Annotated in this window: 16 protein-coding genes and 3 tRNA genes; 9 read left to right on the forward strand and 10 right to left on the reverse strand. The window is 72.4% G+C overall.

Features of this window, described 5'->3' with window-relative positions:
- Together AA0005_RS07440 and AA0005_RS07445 are read right to left on the reverse strand one after the other, a co-directional pair.
- Complete coding sequence (locus AA0005_RS07440; protein ID WP_413452778.1) at positions 1-1485, reverse strand: PP2C family protein-serine/threonine phosphatase; 1485 nt, start codon at positions 1483-1485, stop codon at positions 1-3.
- A gap of 4 nt (positions 1486-1489) precedes the next feature.
- Positions 1490-2197, reverse strand: coding sequence for a GAF and ANTAR domain-containing protein (locus AA0005_RS07445; protein ID WP_413452779.1), 708 nt, complete (start codon positions 2195-2197; stop codon positions 1490-1492).
- Positions 2198-2479: 282 nt separating this feature from the next.
- Between AA0005_RS07445 and dnaG the strand changes: the two genes are divergently transcribed.
- Positions 2480-4507: a DNA primase gene (gene dnaG / locus AA0005_RS07450; protein ID WP_413452780.1), complete on the forward strand. Its 2028-nt coding sequence runs from the start codon at positions 2480-2482 to the stop codon at positions 4505-4507.
- Between the two features lies 1 nt (position 4508).
- On the opposite strand, the gene AA0005_RS07455 is transcribed toward dnaG, so the two are convergent.
- Positions 4509-5303 carry an endonuclease/exonuclease/phosphatase family protein gene (locus tag AA0005_RS07455; RefSeq protein ID WP_413452781.1) on the reverse strand — a complete coding sequence of 265 codons (795 nt, stop codon included), beginning with the start codon at positions 5301-5303 and terminating at the stop codon, positions 4509-4511.
- A 36-nt stretch (positions 5304-5339) separates the two neighbouring features.
- Here AA0005_RS07455 and AA0005_RS07460 point away from each other — a divergent pair, with 36 nt between their 5' ends.
- The gene (locus tag AA0005_RS07460; RefSeq protein ID WP_413452782.1) at positions 5340-5906 is read left to right on the forward strand and encodes a hypothetical protein; all 567 of its coding nucleotides are present in this window, start codon (positions 5340-5342) and stop codon (positions 5904-5906) included.
- A 6-nt stretch (positions 5907-5912) separates the two neighbouring features.
- Here AA0005_RS07460 and AA0005_RS07465 read toward each other — a convergent pair whose 3' ends face one another.
- Entirely contained in the window at positions 5913-6554 is a 642-nt protein-coding gene (locus AA0005_RS07465; RefSeq protein WP_413452783.1) for an SMI1/KNR4 family protein, read from the reverse strand.
- A gap of 504 nt (positions 6555-7058) precedes the next feature.
- Positions 7059-7132, reverse strand: a tRNA-Ile gene (locus AA0005_RS07470).
- A gap of 67 nt (positions 7133-7199) precedes the next feature.
- Here AA0005_RS07470 and AA0005_RS07475 point away from each other — a divergent pair.
- From AA0005_RS07475 to AA0005_RS07485, 3 genes are all read left to right on the forward strand, one after another.
- On the forward strand, positions 7200-7706 hold the full coding sequence (locus AA0005_RS07475) for a hypothetical protein (protein ID WP_413452784.1): 507 nt from the start codon (positions 7200-7202) through the stop codon (positions 7704-7706).
- Positions 7707-7786: 80 nt separating this feature from the next.
- Positions 7787-7859: transfer RNA gene (locus AA0005_RS07480), tRNA-Asn, on the forward strand.
- A 114-nt stretch (positions 7860-7973) separates the two neighbouring features.
- Positions 7974-8048, forward strand: a tRNA-Asn gene (locus tag AA0005_RS07485).
- Positions 8049-8107: 59 nt separating this feature from the next.
- On the opposite strand, the gene AA0005_RS07490 is transcribed toward AA0005_RS07485, so the two are convergent.
- Positions 8108-11482, reverse strand: coding sequence for an endo-1,4-beta-xylanase (locus AA0005_RS07490; protein WP_413452785.1), 3375 nt, complete (start codon positions 11480-11482; stop codon positions 8108-8110).
- Between the two features lie 223 nt (positions 11483-11705).
- Between AA0005_RS07490 and AA0005_RS07495 the strand changes: the two genes are divergently transcribed.
- The 4 genes from AA0005_RS07495 (at position 11706) to AA0005_RS07510 (ending at position 16461) form a co-directional block, all read left to right on the forward strand.
- Positions 11706-13358, forward strand: coding sequence for an FAD-binding dehydrogenase (locus AA0005_RS07495; protein WP_413452786.1), 1653 nt, complete (start codon positions 11706-11708; stop codon positions 13356-13358).
- Between the two features lie 220 nt (positions 13359-13578).
- The gene (gene def / locus AA0005_RS07500) at positions 13579-14067 is read left to right on the forward strand and encodes a peptide deformylase (RefSeq protein WP_251838038.1); all 489 of its coding nucleotides are present in this window, start codon (positions 13579-13581) and stop codon (positions 14065-14067) included.
- Positions 14068-14375: 308 nt separating this feature from the next.
- On the forward strand, positions 14376-15812 hold the full coding sequence (locus AA0005_RS07505) for a dicarboxylate/amino acid:cation symporter (RefSeq protein ID WP_413452787.1): 1437 nt from the start codon (positions 14376-14378) through the stop codon (positions 15810-15812).
- A 148-nt stretch (positions 15813-15960) separates the two neighbouring features.
- A complete protein-coding gene (locus AA0005_RS07510) occupies positions 15961-16461 on the forward strand; it encodes a DUF3145 domain-containing protein (protein ID WP_413452788.1) in 501 nt (166 codons plus the stop codon).
- Between the two features lie 94 nt (positions 16462-16555).
- On the opposite strand, the gene lipA is transcribed toward AA0005_RS07510, so the two are convergent.
- The 4 genes from lipA to AA0005_RS07530 form a co-directional block, all read right to left on the reverse strand.
- Entirely contained in the window at positions 16556-17554 is a 999-nt protein-coding gene (gene lipA, locus AA0005_RS07515) for a lipoyl synthase (protein WP_413452789.1), read from the reverse strand.
- Complete coding sequence (gene lipB, locus AA0005_RS07520; RefSeq protein WP_413452790.1) at positions 17551-18195, reverse strand: lipoyl(octanoyl) transferase LipB; 645 nt, start codon at positions 18193-18195, stop codon at positions 17551-17553. Before lipB ends, lipA begins: the two co-directional genes overlap by 4 nt.
- A gap of 142 nt (positions 18196-18337) precedes the next feature.
- Positions 18338-19579 carry a beta-ketoacyl-[acyl-carrier-protein] synthase family protein gene (locus AA0005_RS07525; protein WP_413452791.1) on the reverse strand — a complete coding sequence of 414 codons (1242 nt, stop codon included), beginning with the start codon at positions 19577-19579 and terminating at the stop codon, positions 18338-18340.
- Positions 19580-19646: 67 nt separating this feature from the next.
- Positions 19647-19898, reverse strand: a complete 252-nt coding sequence (locus tag AA0005_RS07530; protein WP_413452792.1) for an acyl carrier protein — start codon at positions 19896-19898, stop codon at positions 19647-19649.
- Between the last annotated feature and the right edge of the window lie 41 nt (positions 19899-19939).

Here is a 19939-nt window from a genome sequence, read left to right on the forward strand (position 1 = left end):
TCACTCCTGTAGGAGCGTGGGGTCCAGATCCGCCTGGCCCTCGGTGGTCCACTGGACGAGGACGAGCGACGCGTCGTCCTGCAGGACTCCGTCCTGGTGGTGCAGGAGCGCTCGGAGGACGGTGCGGGAGATCTCCGGCAGCGGCTTGCCGTCGGCGGCGGCGCGCTCGATGGTGTCGACAAGTCGTGCCGTCCCGAAGAACTCGCGCTCGGAGTCGCGGGCCTCGGTGATGCCGTCGGTGTAGACGACGACGATGTCACCGGCCTCGAGCCGCTCCTCACCCAACGCCGCACTCGAGACGTCCAGTCCCAGGAGCGAGCGACGACCCTGGTCGAGAATCTTGACGACCTTGCCCCGGCGCAGGAGCAGGGGAGCGGGATGCCCGGCGACGAAGTAGCGCAGGCGGCCGGAGTCCAAGTCCAGCTCGCCGAAAACTCCGGTAGCGAACATGTACTGGCCGCCGAAGTGCTCGGCGAGGGTGCGGTGGACGGCCTCGGCCTGCGCGAAGAGACCGTGGCCCTGTCGGCGCGCGTTCCGGTAGGCCGCGAGGCTTGCCGCCGCAGCCATCCCGGCACGGAGGTCGTGCCCGGTGGCGTCGATGACGGCGAGGTGGGCGCGCGTGGGGGACAGCGAGTAGTCGAAGACGTCCCCGCCGACGGTGTGGGCCGGCTCGAGCCGGCCGCTGAGGAGCACCTTGTCGGTACCCGCGGTCAGCGGCGGGAGCAGGCTCCACACGAGCTCCGCCTCGACGCTCCGTGGGTGCGTGCGGCGGACGGCGTCGATGCGGTCACCGAGCACCTCCAGCGCCGTGACCAGGTGCCCGAGGTAGTGGGACACCATCCACACCTGGCGCTGGAGGACGGGGTCGTGCAGGTCGAGGGAGTCCTCCACCATGACGTCGAGCACGCCGACCCGTTCGACGCCGTCGATCACGGGCATCCAGATGCGGGCCTGGCCGTCGCCGCTGACAGTGGTCTGCGGCTTCACGTGGCGGTAGGCCCGTCCCGCGAGGGTGGCATCGATCGTGAGCGGGGTGCGGTCGTTGCCGTGCCGCCCGGGGAAGGGGACGAGCAGCTCGTTGGCGTAGTCGGCCAGGTATAGCACCGCCGAGAAACCGAGGTGCGCCGCTGCGGCGTCCAGGGCTGCCGGGACCCGGTCCGGTGGCGCGAGGTGGGTCCCGCGCAGCAGCTCGCTGAGAGCGGCGAGGGCGGCGTCCTGGTCGCCGGCGGAGCGCAGGGGGCGGGAGTACGGTGCGCGCACCTTTCCGGCGAGCGCGTCGATGTGCTCGTTGATGGCCAGCGCGACCCGGTCGCGCTGGTCGGTCGGGAGGTCGAGGGCACCGTTGAGGTAGGCGTCGAGCTCGACGGCGCCGGCGGTCCCGCCGAGGGCGAAGTACCGCTTCCACAGCTCGTCCGTGCCGAGCCGGGCGCTCACCTGGGCGTGCCGGCACAGCTCACGCTGACGGCCCGGTGCGAGGACGACCACGGCGTCAGCCCCCCGCGGTGCGGAGCAGCCGGGTGGCGGCCTCGTGGATCGAGGTCCCCTCGGTCTGCGCCCGGCTCATGAGGTAGCTGAAGGCCCGGTCCTCCGGCACCTTCTCGCGGCCCATGACGAAGCCGGTCGCGCGGGTGACGGTGTCCCGCTCACGGAGCGCGGCCTGCACGTCCTCGCTCAGGTGACCGGCACGCTCGAAGCCCCCGGCGTTGTCGACGAGGATCGCCGCCTGGGCGGCGAAGAGGATCAACGCCGCCCGGTCGGCCTCGTCGAAGGCTGCCGGCTCGGTGGAGTACAGCTTGATCGCGCCCACGGAGGCCTCCCCGGCCACCAGCCCGGCGCTCGCGACAGACCGCAGACCCAGCTGTGCGGCCAGAGGCGCCCACCGCGGCCACCGTCCGTCCGTGGTGAGGTCGTCGGCGACGATGTAGCGACGCTGGCGCCAGGCGTCCAGGCAGGGCCCCTCGTCCAGCTCGTACTGCAGCGCATCGGCCCTCTCCACGAGCGGGTCGGTGCCGGCCGCCGTGGCCTTGGAGCCGCCGGAGCCGAGCAGGGTGATACCGGAGCCGACCGCCGTCGGGACCACGTGCAGCGCCGTCGCCGTCAGGAGCGGCAGCACCGCCTCGACCGCGCGGCCGGACAGGAGGAGGCCCGACGCCCGAGCCACCGCGGGCGCCAGCTGCTCGCCGAGTCTCACGTCCATGGCGTCACCACCGGGCCACAGTGGTCGTGCGGCAGCGTACGCGAGCGGGAGGCGTCGCAGTCGACATCGGTTCTCCTGGGCGGTCTGAGTGGTCTCGACCCAGCTCCTCGCTAGGAGACGGCCGCCACCCCAGGGAACGCTGGGCCGCGCCTGGGGCAGAAGCGAAGCGCTTCTGACGGCTTGGCCCCACCGTATACCCGCAGGCGGCCGCCGCGCGGTGAGGGCGTCAGCGCCGGGGCGGAGGCGGCATGGGCGCGGTCGTGGACGACCTACACTCGGGGCGTGGCAGGGCTGATCAAGCGGGAGGACATCGCGACCGTCCGCGAGCGTGCCCGCATCGAGGAGGTCGTGGGTGCCCACGTGACGCTCCGCCAGGCAGGCGTCGGCTCGATGAAGGGGCTGTGCCCCTTCCACGACGAGCGCACCCCGAGCTTCCACGTCCGCCCCCAGCTGGGCCTGTGGCACTGCTTCGGCTGCGACGAGGGCGGGGACGTCATCTCCTTCGTCCAGAAGATCGACAGCCTCTCCTTCGCCGAGGCCGTCGAGTACCTCGCCGGGCGCACCGGCATCCAGCTGCGTTACGAGGACGGCGGCCCCTCCCGTCCGGGCGGCGACCACGGCCGCCGCCAGCGGCTCATCGAGGCCCACCGGGTGGCCGAGGAGTTCTACCGCGAGCAGCTGCTCACCCCGCAGGCGCAGATCGGGCGCCGCTTCCTCGCCGAGCGCAGCTTCGACGAGCAGGCCGCCGCGACCTTCGGCGTCGGCTTTGCCCCCCAGGGCTGGGACGGCCTGCTGCGCCACCTGCGCGGGCGCGGCTTCACCGAGCCCGAGCTCATCGCCTCGGGCCTCGTCAGCCAGGGCAACCGCGGCATCTACGACCGCTTCCGCGGGCGGCTCGTGTGGCCGATCCGCGACGTCACCGGGGACACGATCGGCTTCGGCGCCCGGCAGCTGAGCGAGGACGACCAGGGGCCCAAGTACCTCAACACCCCCGAGACACCCATCTACAAGAAGTCCCAGGTGCTCTACGGCATCGACCTCGCCAAGCGGGCGATCGCCAAGGACAAGCGGGTCGTCGTCGTCGAGGGCTACACCGACGTCATGGCCGCTCACCTCTCCGGCGTCGGCACCGCGATCGCCACGTGCGGCACCGCGTTCGGGCCGGACCACGTGCGCATCGTGCGCCGGCTGCTCGGCGAGAGCGGCGACGCCGCCTCCGGGGTCATGCTCTCCTCCGGCGCCACCCGCGGCGGGGAGGTCATCTTCACCTTCGACGGCGACGAGGCCGGCCAGAAGGCCGCGCTCCGCGCCTTCGGGGAGGACCAGAAGTTCGCCTCGCAGACCTTCGTCGCGGTCGAGCCGAGCGGCATGGACCCGTGCGACCTGCGCCAGCAGCGGGGGGAGGCAGCGGTGCGCTCCCTCGTCGACAGCCGCGAGCCGCTCTTCGCCTTCGCGATCCGCTCCGCGCTGCGCCGCGTGGACCTCAACACCGTCGAGGGCCGGGTCGCCGGGCTGCGGGCCGCGGCTCCCGTCGTCGCCGGGATCCGCGACCGCGCCCTGCGCAGCGAGTACGCCCGCGAGCTCTCCGGCTGGCTGGGGATGGACGAGCAGTCGGTGCGGCGCGCCGTCGCGCAGGCCGAGCGCGGTGGCGGCGGACGCGGGGGAGTGGCCGGTCAGCCCGCACCGGGCGGCCGCGGCGAGCAGAACGGCGGGGGCCGGTACGGCGGGCGCGGCGGCGACGGCGCTCGCCAGCCCGTGGAGCCCGCCTCCGCGCGGCAGGGCTCGCGCCCGGGCCGGGAGGACCCGGTGGCGCGCCTGGAGCGGCAGGTGCTCGAGGTTGTCCTCCAGCTGCCGCACCTCGCGCTCGGTGCCGGCTTCGACGACCTCGCGCCGGACACCTTCACCGTCCCCGCCTACCGCGGCGTCCACGACGCCATCCGCGCGGCGGGCGGCACCCGTGCCTACGGGGCCGAGCTCGAGCGCGCGAGCCAGGAGCGCGGCCGCGCCGACGGGGAGCGCCACGCCGCCAGCTGGTGGACCGAGACGCTGCGGGAGAACGCCGTCGGGCCGGTGGCGGGTGTCATCACCGAGCTCGCCGTCGCCCCGCTGCCCGAGGACCGCCCGGAGGCGCTCGGCAACTACGCCCGCGGCGTCCTGCTCTCCCTCATCCAGATGGGCCTGACGCGGCAGATCGCCGACCTCAAGGGGCGGCTGCAGCGCACCGCCCCGGACAGCGAGGAGGCGGTGCAGATCTTCGCCGAGCTCGTCGCCATGGAGAACCGCCGCCGCGCCCTGCGCGAGGACAGCTGACTCAGCGGCCCCAGCCGCGCTCGACCTCGACGAGCAGCGCCCGGTGGTCGGAGATCCCGGTGGCCACCGAGCGCGCCTCCCCGGCCGCCCGGATCGCGCCCTCGGCGAGGATGTGGTCGATCTGCCGGTCGGGGTGGGAGACCGGGTAGGTGAGCGCGTCCGCGAGGGAGCGCCACCCGGTCGCGACCGTGGGACGCGAGCCGGCCATGTTGAGGTCGCCCATGATGACGGCCGGGCGCGGCAGCTCCGCGAGGGCCGCGACGAGCCGCTCGAGCTGAACCACGGTCCAGTCGGGTATGAAGGTGAGGTGGGTGGAGACCGCCGTCATCGGCCCCTCGGGCGTCTCGACGACGGCGACGACGGCGACGCGCGGCTCGTCCGTCACCATCGTCGGCTCCGTGGCGTCGTCGAAGACGACCGGCACCTCCCCGTGCATGGCCTCGAGCGGGATGACGGTCCACGAGCTCACCGGCCAGCGCGACAGGAGCGCGACGCCGTAGCTCGCCGTCCCGGGCTGCAGGTCGCCGGTGGCGGCGGACCACGCCGTCGGCAGGCCGGCGAGGGTGGCGGCGAAGCGGTGCTCGACGGCGCCCATCGCCTCCGCGGCGATCGTCGTGAGGTCGGCGCCGTGGGAGCGGGGCTGGTCGCGGTCCACCTCCTGCAGGGCGAGGATGTCGGCGTCCAGGGCACGGACCGCTCGCGCGTACCGGTCCAGGTCCACGGCGTCGTCGACGAGGGAGCGTCCGTGCAGGATGTTGAAGGTGGCCAGGCGCATGGCCTCGATTGTGGTTCCCACGGTGCAGGAGCGCACACGGTCGTGTAGACCCGTGGCATGGCAGACGAGGCCCGAGAGGCGTTGCAGGACGCGCTGCGGATGACCGCCGTCGCGCTCACGGAGGCGGACATCCCCTTCGCGCTGTGCGGGAGCTACGCCGCGTGGGTGCGGGGGGCGCCGGAGCCGGAGCACGACGCCGACTTCGTCATCAAGGAGGAGCACATCGAGCAGGCGCGGGCCGCGATCGGCGCGGCCGGCCTCGACGTCCACGAGCCCGCGGAGAACTGGCTGTTCAAGGCGTACCACAAGGGCCAGCTGGTGGACGTGCTCTACCGGATGACCGGGGAGCCGGTCGAGGACGAGCTCTTCGAGCGCGCCGACATGCTCGAGGTGCTGGCCGTGCGGATGCCGGTCCTCAGCGCCACCGACGTGCTTTCCTCCAAGCTGCGCGTGCTGGGGGAGCACTATTGCGACTTCGGGCGGCTGCTGCCGCTCACCCGGGCGCTGCGGGAGCAGATCGACTGGCAGCGGGTGCGCGACGAGGTGTCCTACAGCCCCTACGCGCGGGCCTTCCTCCAGCTGGTCGAGGACCTGCAGATCGTCGAGCCCGCGAAGGTCGACTGAGGCAGGCTACGCCTGCTGGGCGAGGCGGGTGAGCTCTTCGGGGGTGAGGGGGACGTCGTCGAGCTCGGGCAGGTCCGGTGAGCCCCAGGCGAGCAGGGTCATGAGGTGCTCGTCCTCCTCGCCCGCCTCCGGGCGTGGTGCATCGAGCTCCGCGAGGAAGTCCGCGACGGCGGGATCCTCGCCCGGGTCAGCGAGCGGGAGGAAGTAGGCCGTCCAGGCGGCGAGGCAACCGGTGAGGCTGGTCCCGAGCAGGGCGAGCGGGGAGTCGTCGAGGGGGGAGCCGATAAGGACGACGAGGGTGCGGCGAGCGTCCGGGACGGTCCAGACGCCGATGGCCTCGTCGCCACCGTTGTCACCGAGGACGAGGAGCTCCTCGGGCACCCGCCAGGACTGCTCGCGCAGCTGCGGGGCGGCGGTGGTGACGCCCCTGCCGTTCGGGCCGATGAGCGGGTGGAGGACGAGGTCGCCGGAGGCGAGCGACATCCCGTTGCACGCGGCGTAGAGCTCGCGGACCTCGGCGGGGAACGGGTGGCCGAGGTCGGCCTCGGCGCGGGCGAGCTCCGCGGCAGTGGCGGGCGGGGCGAGGTCGACGTGTGCGCCAGCGAGGCGCCAGGCGTCAAGAAGACGGGGAAGGGGAGGCGTGGTCACGGGAGCAGTCTGCCGGTCGCCGAACGTGCGATCTGCGACACACTTGCCGCAGTCGTGCTTTCGTAGGGGCTTCATGGTACTAACGTAGGAGATGCGCCGCCCCGGATCCGGGTTCCTCCTTCTCCCCCCAGAGGTAGGGACACCGCCCGGGGCGGCGCCTTTTGTGTGCGAAGGCGCGGCTGCTCGTTGCGTGCCACAAAGGGACCGGGCCGGGCGTCGTCGCGCTGCGGCTCAAGCGCCGAGGCTTGAGTTTGGCCCCAGCCCGTCGAGCCGGAGCGCCTTTGTGGCACGCAGACGACCTGGCGGTGGCCGGCGGTCCGGCGCCGCACGTCCCGTGGTGTCTCTAGGGACCGGGCTGCCTCGGGTGGGGCTGGCGGCCGAAGGCGCGTGCCACAAGGGGGCCCGGACCTGACGTGGTCGAGGGTGGATCAAGCGATGACACTTGAGTGCGGACCTCACCCAGCGTTCTGGAGCGCCTTTGTGGCACGCAGCCTCGGTGCTGGGTACCCCAGGTGGGGCTTGAACCCACGACCGACGGATTATGAGTCCGCTGCTCTGACCGGCTGAGCTACTGGGGCGCAGGGCGGCTGGGGGCCGCCACGGCCCGGCAATCCTAGCGGCCGGCGGTCGGGTTACCGTGAGGGCGTGCCGATCTTCCGACGCTCCCCCCGCCTGCCCGACGCCGTCGCCGCGCACCTGCCGAAGGGTGACCGGCCGCTCGCCTTCGCCGCGATGACCAACGGTTCCTTCGCCGTCGTCGCCCGTGACGCGCTGCTCGTGGTCGGCGAGGACGGGCTGGGGCAGCGCACCGCGTGGCACGAGATCGAGAACGGGTCCTGGGACGGCGACTCCCGCACCTTCACGATCACCTGGGCCGACCGGGAGCGCCCGGACCAGGAGCTGGTCCTCGAGTCCGACGAGGTCGAGGTCTTCACCTCCGCGCTGCGCGAGCGGGTGCAGGCGTCGGTCGTGCACCACGAGACGGCGGAGGTCGGCGGCACCCGCGTGCGCGCCATCGTCCGGCGCCGGGAGGACGGGAGCCTGTACTCGCAGGTCACCGCCTTCGGGCCGCTGCCCCGCGGCGAGGAGGCGGAGCGCGAGATCGACGAGCTGGAGCGCCGGGTCCGCGAGGCCGTCGGCCTCACCGGCTAAGTGCGGCCCAACTCACAGCCGCGACGCCCGGGCGCGACTCCCGGACCACACCACCGTCCTGTTAGAGTCGATCCGCACGATCCCGCGTAGCTCAATTGGCAGAGCATCCGACTGTTAATCGGACGGTTACTGGTTCGAGTCCAGTCGCGGGAGCAGGCAAGGCCCGGAACCTCAGCGGTTCCGGGCCTTTGTGCTTCCACCGGCTGCGGCTGCGGGCGACTCGGCAGACCGTCAGACGTCCCGTCCCTGGTAGCATCGTCCCCGCAATCCCGTGTAGCTCAACGGCAGAGCATCCGACTGTTAATCGGACGGTTGCTGGTTCGAATCCAGCCGCGGGAGCCACACAGCAGGGGCCCCGCCGGTGCATGTCCGGCAGGGCCCCTGCTGCTTCTCGTTCGCTCCTACTCCACCGTCGCGGACCTCCGGCGCGCGACGAGCGTGCCGCCGGCGGCCACGAGCAGCAGCGCCACCAGCAGGGCGGTCAGCTCCACACCGGTGATGGGCAGGCTGCCGCGTCCCGGGGTGTCCGTTCCGCCCGTCGGCGGGGTGGCGCCGTCGCTCGGTGTCCCGTCGGTCGGCGGCTCCGTGGCAGGAGGCTCCGTCGTCGGCCCGTCCGTGGGCGGCGTCGTCGGCTCCTCGACGGCCGCGACGAGCTGGCCCACGCCCCACCGCGCCGTGCTCTGGTAGCCGAGCCCGGTCGGGTCGGCCCAGTTGCGGATCGAGGTGCGGGCCGCGACGCCGTCGACCGTGCTCGCGTCGTTGACCTGGAAGTCGAGGCCGTGGAACGTCCCGAGCCCGCCCTCCTCGAGGAGACTGATCGCCGCCTCGACGACGTACCCGTCCTCGGTCACGGACGTCGCGCTCTCCACACGCGCGGCCTGGAAGGCCTCGTCACCGGTGCCGAAGGACACGACGTTCTCGTAGCTGATCCGGATCTGGGTGTCGTCGTAGCGGTAGGGGCCGTTCTTGTAGTTGCCCGCGTCGACGTAGATCTCCACCGAGTCCTGCGCCCATGGGTCGCTGTGCTCGGCGTTCAGCTCCGCGTCGGTGACCTCCATGAGGACGTAGAGCGTGTTCTCCTCCCACAGGGTGCGGACCTCGGCCGTCGCGGTGGCGGCGGCGTCGGTGCCCTCGGCCAGCAGCGTCTGCTTGTCGGTGGTGACGACGCCGGCCGACTCCCACACCTCGTCGACCGTCCCGTCGACCTCCGGCGTCCCCTCGGCCGGGGCCACCTCGAGGTAGGACAGCGGCTCGACGAGTGTGAGCTGGGCGAGGGTGCCGGGCGAGGACCAGCCCACCGCGCCGTCGTCGCCCACGGTCCGCAGGTCGAAGCCGAGGAGGTCGCCCTCCGCCGCGCCGTCGAGCGGGACGTGGACGACGGCGAGCCAGCCGCCGTCGACCTCCGTCGTGACCGCGGCGAGGTCGGCCGCCGCCGCAACGGCCGCAGCGGCCGGTGCGCCCCCGTCGCGCCCGACGGCGTAGGTCTCGTCACCGACGACGATCTCGATCGCGTCGGAGCCGTCCGCAACGGTGGCGAGCACGGTGAGGTGGTCGGCCGCCCAGCGCAGCTGGAAGGCCGCGCGCTCCTCGAGCGCCTCGTCCTGCACCGAGTGGAGCGGCAGCTGCTCCCACTCGACGGCGTCCCACGCGGCGTCGTCGAGGGCGACGTCGCCGGCGAAGACGAAGGCCGAGCGCTGCCGCGGCGGCAGCTCCGCGCTGTCGACGGCGCCGTAGTACGCCGGCTTGGCGCGGAGGTTCCCGTCGAAGAGCAGGGGAGCGCCGCTGCTGTCGCGCCAGCTGCGGGTGTCGATGAGGCCCCAGACCGTCACCGAGTACAGGTCATCGGCGTACTCCCGGAAGACACGGAACGCGTCGCGGTAGTAGTAGCCCTGCTCGACGAGCAGCGCCTGGGTCACCGGGGTGCCGGTCGTGACGTCGAGCTCGGTGACCACCTGGGTGAGCCCGGTGTCCTGGAAGCGGACGATCGCGTCCTCCAGCGCCTGCACCGGCATGGCGAGGTTGACGTGGAACTGGTGGCCCACGCCGTCGATCGGCACGTCGCGCGCGAGCAGCCGCTCGACGAGGTCGTAGTAGCGATTCTGCTTGCCTGACTGCTCGGTGTTGTAGTCGTTGATGAACAGCGTGACCGGGCGGTCGGTGCCGGGGGCGGCGTACTCCCCGTTGAAGGCCTCGTCCGCGTACTCGAAGGCGAGGTCGATGAACTCCTCGCCGAGGATCCGGTACCACTCGCTGCGGCGCAGCCCATCGGCGAACTCGCCGCTGTCGGAGACGACCTCGTTGACGACGTCCCAGGCGCTGAGCGGGTTCGTCTCGCTGCCGAAGGGGCCGTACTCGTCGCTCAGCGTCTCGGCGATGGCGAAGATGTGCTCGCGCATCCGGTCGCGCAGCACCTGCTGGTCCGCCGCGCGCGTCGTGAGCGGCTCGCCGGCCGCGTCCTGGAAGAACCAGGCCGGGGTCTGGCTGTGCCACACGAGCACGTGGCCGTACACGTCGAGGTCCTCGGCCTGGGCGAAGTCCATGATCGCCGCGGCCTCGGGGTGTATCCGGAAGTGCTGCTCGTCGTCGTACCAGGCCTCGGGCTTCATGTGGTTCTCGCCGGTCACCTGGTTGAAGTGCCGGGTGGTCAGCGCGGCGGAGTCACCGAGCGTCTCGCGCTGGTCGATCGCCACGCCCATCGGGAAGGGCACGGTGTCCTTGAGCGGCGTGAGCTCCTCGATCCCGGTGCTGGTCTGCGAGCGGATCGTCACGTCGTCGACGAGGAAGTCGCCGTTGCTGCCGGTGTTGTAGCTCGTCTCGAGGTAGATCCGGGCGGAGTCGGCGGCCGGCATGGTGAAGGTCGCCGTCACCTCGGTCCACCCGTCGGACGTGACGCCGGGGACCTGGGCGAGGGTGTCGAAGGCGTCGGCGCCGTCGGTCGTGCGCTGCATGCTCAGCCAGATGTCGTCGGGGTCCGCCCCGGCGGCCATCTTCACCCAGGCGCTGACCTCGTAGGTCGTGCCCGTCGCCACCTGCCCGGTGAGGTCGAGGCCGATGCCGTCGCCCTGCGAGGTGCGGCCTGAGACGAGGGCGGCCTGCGTGCCGCCGTGGGCCTCGGCGTCCGTGACGGACACGGTCGGGTCGCCGTCCGCGTCTCCGCGCGGGGTCCAGCCCTGCAGGCCGTCCTCGAAGTCGAAGACGAGGTCGAGCGGGGTGCCCGGCTCCTCGCCGTCGTCGTCCGGTGCCGCGGTGATGAGGAGGTCGTCGAGGAGGTAGGTGTAGGCGCCCTCGGGCAGGTCGGCGGTGCCGATGTAGACCTGGCCGTCCGCGGGGACCGTGAGGGTGCCCGTGACGGTGGTCCAGGCGTCGGCGGTCATCGTCGTGTCGCCGATCCACGTGTAGTCCGGCTTCATGACGAAGCGCACGCCGGCCGCACCGGGAGTGCCCTCCGCGAGGCGGGCGCGCATCGAGAAGGTGTACTCGGTGCCCTCCTCGAGGAGGCCGGCCGGGGTCTGGACGCCGACGAAGTCGGCGGTACGGCCGGCGACCTGGAGGGCCTTGTCGCCGTCGACGTCGACGACGGAGAGGGTGGGTTCGCCGCTGAGGGTCCACGGGTCCCAGGAGCCGTTCTCGAAGTGGTTGCTCACGACGACGACGGGGTCGCCCGCCGCCGCGGGGGAGGTGTCGCCCGGTGCTGCGGCGGCGGCCGCTCCTCCGGTCATCGTGAGTGCCAGCAGCCCGGCTGTCCAGGGTCGCCAGCGTGGTCGGTTCCGCGTCATTCTCTGCTCCTTCGCAGATGGTCAACTGGTGCCGTTCAGCACCGTAGGCAGCCGGACAGCGTTTTGTACAGAGATTGGACTATAAGAATCGAAAACGTTGTCGATATCGGTGTCGATCTGGGCGGTCGTGTGCGGTATCGGCGCCCGAGCGGCCCTCCGTGTCGGTGGGGCCCGCTAGCCTGGCCGCGACGGTGAGGGAGCCGTTATGGGAGGGGAGAGTCGCATGGACGCGGACGTCATCGTCGTGGGAGCGGGACTGGCCGGGCTGGTCGCCACGGCGGAGCTCGTCGGAGCGGGCCGCCGGGTGGTGCTCGTGGACCAGGAGCCGCTGCAGAACCTCGGCGGGCAGGCCTACTGGTCCTTCGGCGGGCTCTTCCTCGTCGACTCACCCGAGCAGCGCCGCATGGGCGTGCACGACGACGTCGAGCTCGCCTGGCAGGACTGGCTCGGCACCGCCGGCTTCGACCGGCCGCGCGAGGACCACTGGCCCGAGCGCTGGGCGCGCGCCTACGTCGACTTCGCCGCAGGGGAGAAGCGGGCCTGGCTGCACTCGCTGGGCGTGCGCTTCTTCCCGGTCGTGGGCTGGGCCGAGCGCGGCGGCACGCTCGCCACCGGCCCGGGCAACTCGGTGCCGCGCTTCCACATCGTGTGGGGCACCGGCCCCGGCATCGTCGCGCCCTTCGCGCGGCAGGTCCGCGCCGCCGTCGACGACGGGCTCGTGCGTCTCGCGCCGCGTCACCGCGTCACCCGGCTCACCACGAGCGGGGGAGTGGTCGACGGCGTCGCGGGGGAGGTCCTGGCCCCGGACACCGCCGCGCGCGGTGAGGTAACCTCACGCGCCGTCGTCGGGGACTTCACCCTGCGCGCCCAGGCCGTCGTCGTCGCCTCGGGCGGGATCGGCGGGAACCACGAGCTCGTGCGCCGCTGGTGGCCGGAGTCGCTCGGCACGCCGCCGGAGCGGATGCTCACCGGGGTGCCCGCCTACGTCGACGGCTCGATGCTCGAGGTCGCCGCGGAGGCCGGCGCGAGCCTCGTCAACCGCGACCGGATGTGGCACTACACCGAGGGCATCGAGAACTACGCGCCCGTGTGGCCCGGGCACGGCATCCGGATCCTGCCCGGCCCCTCGTCGCTGTGGCTCGACGGGGCGGGCCGCCGGCTGCCCGCCCCGCTCTTCCCCGGCTTCGACACCCTGGCCACCCTGCGCCACCTGCGCACTACCGGGCACGACCACAGCTGGTTCATCCTCACCCAGCGGATCATCGAGAAGGAGTTCGCCCTCTCCGGCAGCGAGCAGAACCCCGACCTCACCGGCAAGGACCTGCGCCGCCTCGCCGAGCGGCTGCGGTCGGGGGCGCCCGGACCGGTGGCCGAGTTCATGCGGCGGGGCGCGGACTTCGTCGTCGCGGACACGCTCGAGGAGCTCGTCGCGGGGATGAACCGGATCACGCCCGACGCGCCCCTCGATTTCGACGTCGTCGCCCGGGAGGTCCGTGCCCGCGACCGCGAGATGGCCAACGAGTTCACCAAGGACGCGCAGGTGACGGCGCTGCGCCAGGCCCGCACCTACCGCGGGGACCGCCTCATCCGCGTCGCCCCGCCGCACCGCCTTCTCGACCCCGCCGCCGGGCCGCTCGTGGCCGTCCGGCTCCACGTCCTCACCCGCAAGACCCTCGGCGGCATCGAGACCGACCTCGACGGCCGCGTGCTCACCGAGGACGGCGCACCACTGCCCGGGCTCTACGCGGCCGGGGAGGCGGCCGGCTTCGGCGGGGGAGGCGTGCACGGCTACCGCTCGCTCGAGGGCACCTTCCTCGGTGGGTGCCTCTTCTCCGGCCGCCAGGCGGGGCGAGGTGCGATCGCGGCGACGTCCTGAGCGGCGCCGTCGTCGTCAGTCGGCTCGACCTGCCCGCCCCACCCGCCCGTACGAGCAACCCGCCCCCGCCGCCCTCGCGGACCGTGTGGGTTTCGCGTTCTCCCAGGACTCGGAACCCGCACGTTGTGCCGGACGGTCGTCGCGGCGGGCGCACCAAGGCGGTCGACGGAACCGGGGACGCGTGCCGGAGCACCTCACGAACCGTGGGAAACTGGTCCCCATGGCTATGCGAGACATCCGCGTCGTGGGTGACCCCGTCCTGCGCACCCCGTGCGAACCGATCACGGACATCGACGAGCGCGTGAAGATGCTCGTCGAGGACCTCCTCGAGACGGTCGACCACGAGGGGCGGGCCGGGCTCGCGGCCAACCAGATCGGTGTGAGCCTGCGCGCGTTCTCGTGGAACATCGACGACGAGATCGGCTACGTCCTCAACCCGCGCCTCGTCGAGGTCTCCGAGGAGGAGTACCAGGACGGCGACGAGGGCTGCCTGTCCGTGCCCGGCCTGTGGTTCCCCACCGAGCGCGCCTGGTACGCCCGCGTTGAGGGCACCGATCTCGACGGCAAGAAGGTCGTCGTCGAGGGCGAGGAGCTCATGGCCCGCTGCCTCCAGCACGAGTGCGACCACCTCGACGGCATGCTCTACATCGACCGTCTCGAGCGCGCTCAGCGCAAGAAGGCGATGCGCGCGATCCGCGAGATGCTGTAGACCCTTCCATTCATGTGGATTGTTCGTTAAAGTGAGCGGCTGGTCCGGATCTCGGATCGTCACTCGGGGAGGGTGTGTGCTCAACCTCTGGAACCTCACTGCGCGCTACCACTGCGACCTCGGTCGTCAGGCCAGCGCGCTGTGTTGTCGTCCCTGAGCACCCGCGGGACCTGAGTCCCGGACGCCCCCGGCAGCGCTGCCGACCCTGATCTTCCGCCGACCCGTGTCGGCACGCGTCCGGTTGCCCGCGTTGGCGCGCGCCTGCGCGCCGCCACCCTCGTCACGTCTGCGTACCCGGAAAGGCAGCCATGTCCACGTCCACTGCACCCACCCGACGGCGTCTGCGCGCACCGTCCTTCACCGTCCAGATCCTCGCCGCCCTCGTCCTGGGCGTGCTGCTGGGCTGGTGGGCGCTCGCCATCGGCGAGGGCCCGAACGAGGAGCCGAACGGCCTGACCGTCGCCCTCAGCACCATCGGCTCGACCTTCGTCAGCCTGCTGCGCGCCACCGTCCCGCCGCTCGTCTTCACCGCGATCGTCGCCTCGATCGCCAACCTGCGCGGCGTCGCGAACGCAGCCCGTCTGGCCGGCCAGACGCTCCTGTGGTTCGCCATCACCGCCGCGGCCTCCGTGGTCATCGGCATCGGCCTGGGCCTGGTCATGCAGCCAGGCATCAACACCTCCGTCGGCGCGGACGCCGCGAGCGACCCGGGCCGCTCCGGCAGCTGGCTCGACTTTCTCAGCGGCATCGTGCCGGTCAACTTCCTCGGCCTGGAGACCTCGGCCTCCCTCGAGCGGAGTGAGGCGGGGGACATCATCGGGGTCGGCAGCTCGCTGAGCTTCAACGTCCTGCAGATCCTCGTCATGGCGCTCGTCGTTGGCCTCGCGGCCCTCAAGGTAGGGGACAAGGCCGAGCCCTTCCTCTCGGTCAACCGCTCGCTGCTTGCCATCATCCAGAAGGTCCTGTGGTGGATCATCCGCCTCGCGCCGCTCGGCACGCTCGGCCTCATCGGCCGCGCCATCGCGACCTACGGCTGGGACGCGCTCGCTCCGCTCGGGACCTTTGCCGGCGCCGTCTACATCGGTCTCGCGCTCGTGCTGCTCGTCGTCTACCCGATCGTGCTCAAGACCAACGGGCTCGGCGTCATGCGCTTCTTCCGCGGCGCCTGGCCGGCCATCCAGCTGGCCTTCGTCTCCCGCTCCTCCATCGGCACCCTGCCGCTGACCCAGCGGGTGACCGAGCGCAACCTCGGCGTGCCGTCGTCCTACGCCTCCTTCGCCGTGCCGCTCGGCGCGACGACGAAGATGGACGGCTGCGCCTCGATCTACCCGGCCCTGGCCGCGATCTTCGTGGCCCAGTTCTTCGGCCTCGAGCTCGCGGTCACCGACTACCTCCTCATCGCGTTCGTGTCCGTCGTCGGTTCCGCGGCGACGGCGGGACTCACCGGCGCGATCGTCATGCTCACCCTCACGCTCTCCACCCTGGGCCTGCCGCTTGAGGGCGTGGGCCTGCTCCTGGCGATCGACCCGATCCTCGACATGGGCCGCACGGCGACGAACGTCGCCGGCCAGGCGCTCGTGCCGACCGTCGTCGCCAAGCGCGAGGGCATCCTCGACGTCGAGCGGTACAACTCGGCCAACGCGGAGAACCTCTTCTCCGAGGAGGACGAGGAGTACGCGGCGAACGCTCCCGAGCAGGTGAGCGGCCGCCCCGAGGCTGCCGAGCCGCAGCCGGCACGCGCCTGAGCCACCGGCCGGGACGGCCCCCGCGTGGGGCCGTCCCGGCGCCGGTGTGGCATGATGAGCGCGTCACGCCGTGATCGTGGAGAGCCGCTGGTTCCACCGCTGAGGTCGTAGGGGAAGACGTACCTCAACCGGAACCAGGAGGGTCGACATGAGTGGTGCAATCACCCGCGGTGTCATTTTCGTGCACTCTGCGCCCCGTGCGCTGTGCCCGCACATCGAGTGGGCCTCGGGCACGGTCCTCGACGGCCGGGTGTCCTTCGAGTGGACCGAGCAGCCCGCTGCGCCCGGGCTCTTCCGCGCCGAGTACTCCTGGGCCGGTCCCGTCGGCACCGGGGCGCGGCTCGCGTCCGCGCTGCGCGGCTGGACCCACCTGCGCTACGAGATCACCGAGGACCCGGCGCCCGGCGTCGACGGCGGCCGCTGGTCCCACACCCCGGAGCTGGGGATCTTCCACGCCCAGACCGACGCGCACGGCAACGTCGTCGTCCCCGAGGACCGCATCCGCGCGGCCCTGGAGTTCGCCGCCGACCCCGCCCGCATGCGCCACGAGATGAACCTCGCCCTGGGCCAGGCCTGGGACGACGAGCTCGAGCCCTTCCGCTACGCCGGTGCCGGCGCCCCCGTCCGCTGGCTCCACCGCGTCGGCTGACCCGCCGCCCCCGACGCGCGAATACGCACAGACGGTCACCCTGACCCCTGAAACGGGGGCGGTGGTGACCGTCTGTGCGTACTCGCGTCTGGGGTCAGCGGACCAGGGCGGAGGCCTCCTGGCGGGACTCGGCCGGCTCGAGGAGGTGCTGGAGCGAGTCCGGCACGGTCTCGCCGCGGCGGCGCATCGCGGTGCCCCACAGCCGCCCGGCCCGGTAGGAGGAGCGCACGAGCGGGCCGGCCATGACCCCGAGGAAGCCCATCTCCTCAGCAGCCACTGCGAGGTCGACGAACTCCTCGGGCCGCACCCACCGCTCCACCGGGTGGTGGCGTACCGAGGGGCGCAGGTACTGGTTGACGGTGAGCAGGTCGCACCCGGCCTCCCGGAGGAGCTCCATCGCCTCGAGCACCTCGGTCATCGTCTCGCCCATGCCGAGCATGAGGTTGGACTTGGTGACGAAGCCGTCGTCGCGAGCGGCCCGGAGGACGCTCAGCGAGCGCTCGTAGCGGAAGCCCGGGCGGATCCGGCGGAAGATGCGCGGCACCGTCTCGACGTTGTGCGCCAGCACCTCCGGCCGCGAGGAGAAGACCTCGGCCAGCTGCTCGGGCACGGCGTCGAAGTCCGGGATGAGCAGCTCGACGCCGGTGCCGGGGTTGAGCGCGTGGATCTGCCGCACGGTCTCGGCGTAGAGCCAGGCTCCGCCGTCGTCGAGGTCGTCGCGGGCCACGCCCGTTACGGTCGCGTACCGCAGCCCCATCGTCTGGACGGACCGCGCGACCTTGAGCGGCTCGAGCCGGTCGAAGGCGTCCGGCTTGCCGGTGTCGATCTGGCAGAAGTCGCAGCGGCGGGTGCACTGCGAGCCGCCGATGAGGAAGGTCGCCTCCCGGTCCTCCCAGCACTCGAAGATGTTCGGGCAGCCGGCCTCCTCGCACACCGTGTGCAGGCCGTTGCCGTGGACGAGTTCCTTGAGGTCCCGGTACTCCGGCCCCATGGTCGCGCGGGTCTTGATCCAGGCCGGCTTGCGCTCGATCGGGGTCTGCGCGTTGCGCGCCTCGACTCGCAGCATGCGGCGGCCCTCGGGGGCGATGGTCATCGGTCTCCGTTCGGGGTCGTAGCGAGGAGTGCCGGGTTCGCGAGGCACGGCGTCAGCGCGGTGGCGAGGTGCTGCTCGAAGGCGTCGGCGACGTCCACGGGCGTGATGCGCCGCCCGGCCTCGATGTTCAGAGAGGTGACACCGGCGTCGCTGATGCCGCAGGGGACGATGGCCGCGAAGGGTGAGAGATCGGCGTCGGCGTTGATCGCCACCCCGTGCATGGTCACGCCGCGGGCGACCCGGACGCCGACGGCGGCGAGCTTGCGGTCCGGTGTCCCGGTCACCCACACCCCCGAGCGACCCGGGACGCGGCCGCCGGCGACGCCCCACTCCGCGGCCGTGTCGATGACCGCCTGCTCGAGTGCGCGGATGTAGGCGACGACGTCGACCGGGTCGGCGAGCCGCACGATCGGGTAGGCGACGAGCTGGCCCGGCCCGTGCCACGTGAGGCGACCGCCGCGGTCGACGTCGACGACGTCACTGCCGTCGGTGGGCCGCTCGGCGCGCGCCGTCCGGCGGCCGGCCGTGTAGACGCTCGCGTGCTCGAGGAGCAGCACGGTGTCCGGACGCCGCCCGGTGACGACGTCGTCGTGGACCTCCCGCTGCAACGCCCAGACCTCGCGGAAGTCCACCTGAGCCATTCCTAGACTCAGTCGAACAATGTCCATGCGGCCACACTACCCGCTCGACGGCACGCGAGTACGCACCAACGGTCACCAGGTCGCCCCCGCAGGGGCGTCCCGATGACCGTTGGTGCGTACTCGGCGAAGAGGGGGGGGCGCGTCAGGCGTTGCGCAGGGCCAGGGCGACGTTGTGGCCGCCGAAGCCGAAGGCGTTGTTGACGCCGACGATGTCCCCGGAGCGCAGCTCGCGCGGCGTGTCGCGCACGAGGTCGATCTCGAGGTCCGCGTCCATCTCGGTGACGTTGATGGTCGGGGGAGCGGTGCGCTCCTTGATCGCCAGCGCGGTGAAGATCGTCTCCAGCGCGCCGGCGCCGCCGAGCAGGTGGCCGGTCATCGACTTCGTCGCGGAGATCGCGACGTGGTCGGTCTCCGAGCCGAGCCCGCGGCGGATGGCCGCGGCCTCGATGCCGTCGCCCACGGGGGTGGACGTCGCGTGGGCGTTGACGTGGACGACGTCGCGGCCGGTGACGCCCGCGTCCTCCAGGGCGAGGCGCATGGCGCGCTCCTGCCCGGCCCCGGACGGGTCGGGCGGGGCGATCGCGTAGGCGTCGGACGTCATGCCGACTCCGCAGACCTCGGCGTACACGCGCGCACCGCGGGCGGCGGCGTGCTCGGCGCTCTCGAGGACGACGATGCCGGCGCCCTCACCCATGACGAAGCCGTCACGGGTGGTGTCGTAGGGGCGCGAGGCGCCCGCCGGGTCGTCGTTGCGGGTGGACAGCGCCTGCATCTTGGCGAAGGCCGCCAGCGGCAGCGGGTGGATCGCGGCCTCGGTACCACCGGCGACGACGACGTCGGCGCGGCCCGAGCGGATCATGTGCACCCCGTAGGCGATGGCCTCCGCACCCGAGGCGCAGGCCGAGACGGGCGCGTGCGCGCCGGCCCGGGCGCCGACCTCGAGGGAGACGTAGCCGGAGGGGGAGTTGGGCATGAGCATGGGCACGGTCAGCGGCATGACGCGGCGGGCGCCGCGCTCCTTGACGGTGTCCCAGGCGTCGAGCAGCGTCCACACGCCGCCGATCCCGGAGGAGACGACGGCGCCGAGGCGCTCGGGCTCCACCTCGGGGGCGCCGGCGTCGGCCCAGGCCTCGCGGGTGGCGATGACGGCGAACTGGGCGCTCGGGTCCATCTTGCGCGTCTCGGTGCGCTGGAGGACCTCGGAGGCGGGCACGGCGAGCTGGCCGGCGAAGGTCACCGGAATCTCGTAGCGCTCGGACCAGTCGTTCTCGAGCGTGCGCACACCCGAGCGGCCGGCAAGGGCACCGGCCCAGGTGGAGGGCACGTCGCCGCCCAGCGGCGTGGTGGCTCCGAGCCCGGTGATGACGACGGTGGGGGTGGCCATGACAGCTCCTCGGGTGTGGCGGGTGGGGACGACCGGGGCGGCGCGAGGGCCGCCCCGGTCGACTCGGTCAGGCGTTCTGGGCGCCGGAGATGAAGGAGACCGCGTCCTGGACGGTCGCGAGGTTGGCGACCTCCTCGTCGGGGATGCGGACCTCGAACTTCTCCTCGGCCAGCGTCACGATCGTCATCATCGACAGGGAGTCGATGTCGAGGTCGTCGGTGAAGGACTTCTCCGGGAGGACCGCGTCGACCGGCAGGCCGGTCTCCTCGTTGACGATCTCCGCCAGTCCGGCCAGGATCTCCTGCTCGCTGTGTGCCATGCGCGTTGCTCCAATTCGGTGTGGGTTGGTCGAGAAACAGT

The sequence above is a fragment of the Georgenia phoenicis genome (assembly GCF_047302425.1).
Classification (GTDB): domain Bacteria; phylum Actinomycetota; class Actinomycetes; order Actinomycetales; family Actinomycetaceae; genus Oceanitalea.

Bases quoted from the DNA above. Each gene is read 5' to 3' on its own strand.
- AA0005_RS07445 (WP_413452779.1), bottom strand. From the start codon at position 2,197: ATGGACGTGAGACTCGGCGAGCAGCTGGCGCCCGCGGTGGCTCGGGCG.
- AA0005_RS07460 (WP_413452782.1), top strand. From the start codon at position 5,340: ATGGCAGACGAGGCCCGAGAGGCGTTGCAGGACGCGCTGCGGATGACC.
- AA0005_RS07490 (WP_413452785.1), bottom strand. From the start codon at position 11,482: ATGACGCGGAACCGACCACGCTGGCGACCCTGGACAGCCGGGCTGCTG.
- AA0005_RS07495 (WP_413452786.1), top strand. From the start codon at position 11,706: ATGGACGCGGACGTCATCGTCGTGGGAGCGGGACTGGCCGGGCTGGTC.
- def (WP_251838038.1), top strand. From the start codon at position 13,579: ATGGCTATGCGAGACATCCGCGTCGTGGGTGACCCCGTCCTGCGCACC.
- AA0005_RS07505 (WP_413452787.1), top strand. From the start codon at position 14,376: ATGTCCACGTCCACTGCACCCACCCGACGGCGTCTGCGCGCACCGTCC.
- AA0005_RS07510 (WP_413452788.1), top strand. From the start codon at position 15,961: ATGAGTGGTGCAATCACCCGCGGTGTCATTTTCGTGCACTCTGCGCCC.
- lipA (WP_413452789.1), bottom strand. From the start codon at position 17,554: ATGACCATCGCCCCCGAGGGCCGCCGCATGCTGCGAGTCGAGGCGCGC.
- lipB (WP_413452790.1), bottom strand. From the start codon at position 18,195: ATGGCTCAGGTGGACTTCCGCGAGGTCTGGGCGTTGCAGCGGGAGGTC.
- AA0005_RS07525 (WP_413452791.1), bottom strand. From the start codon at position 19,579: ATGGCCACCCCCACCGTCGTCATCACCGGGCTCGGAGCCACCACGCCG.
- AA0005_RS07530 (WP_413452792.1), bottom strand. From the start codon at position 19,898: ATGGCACACAGCGAGCAGGAGATCCTGGCCGGACTGGCGGAGATCGTC.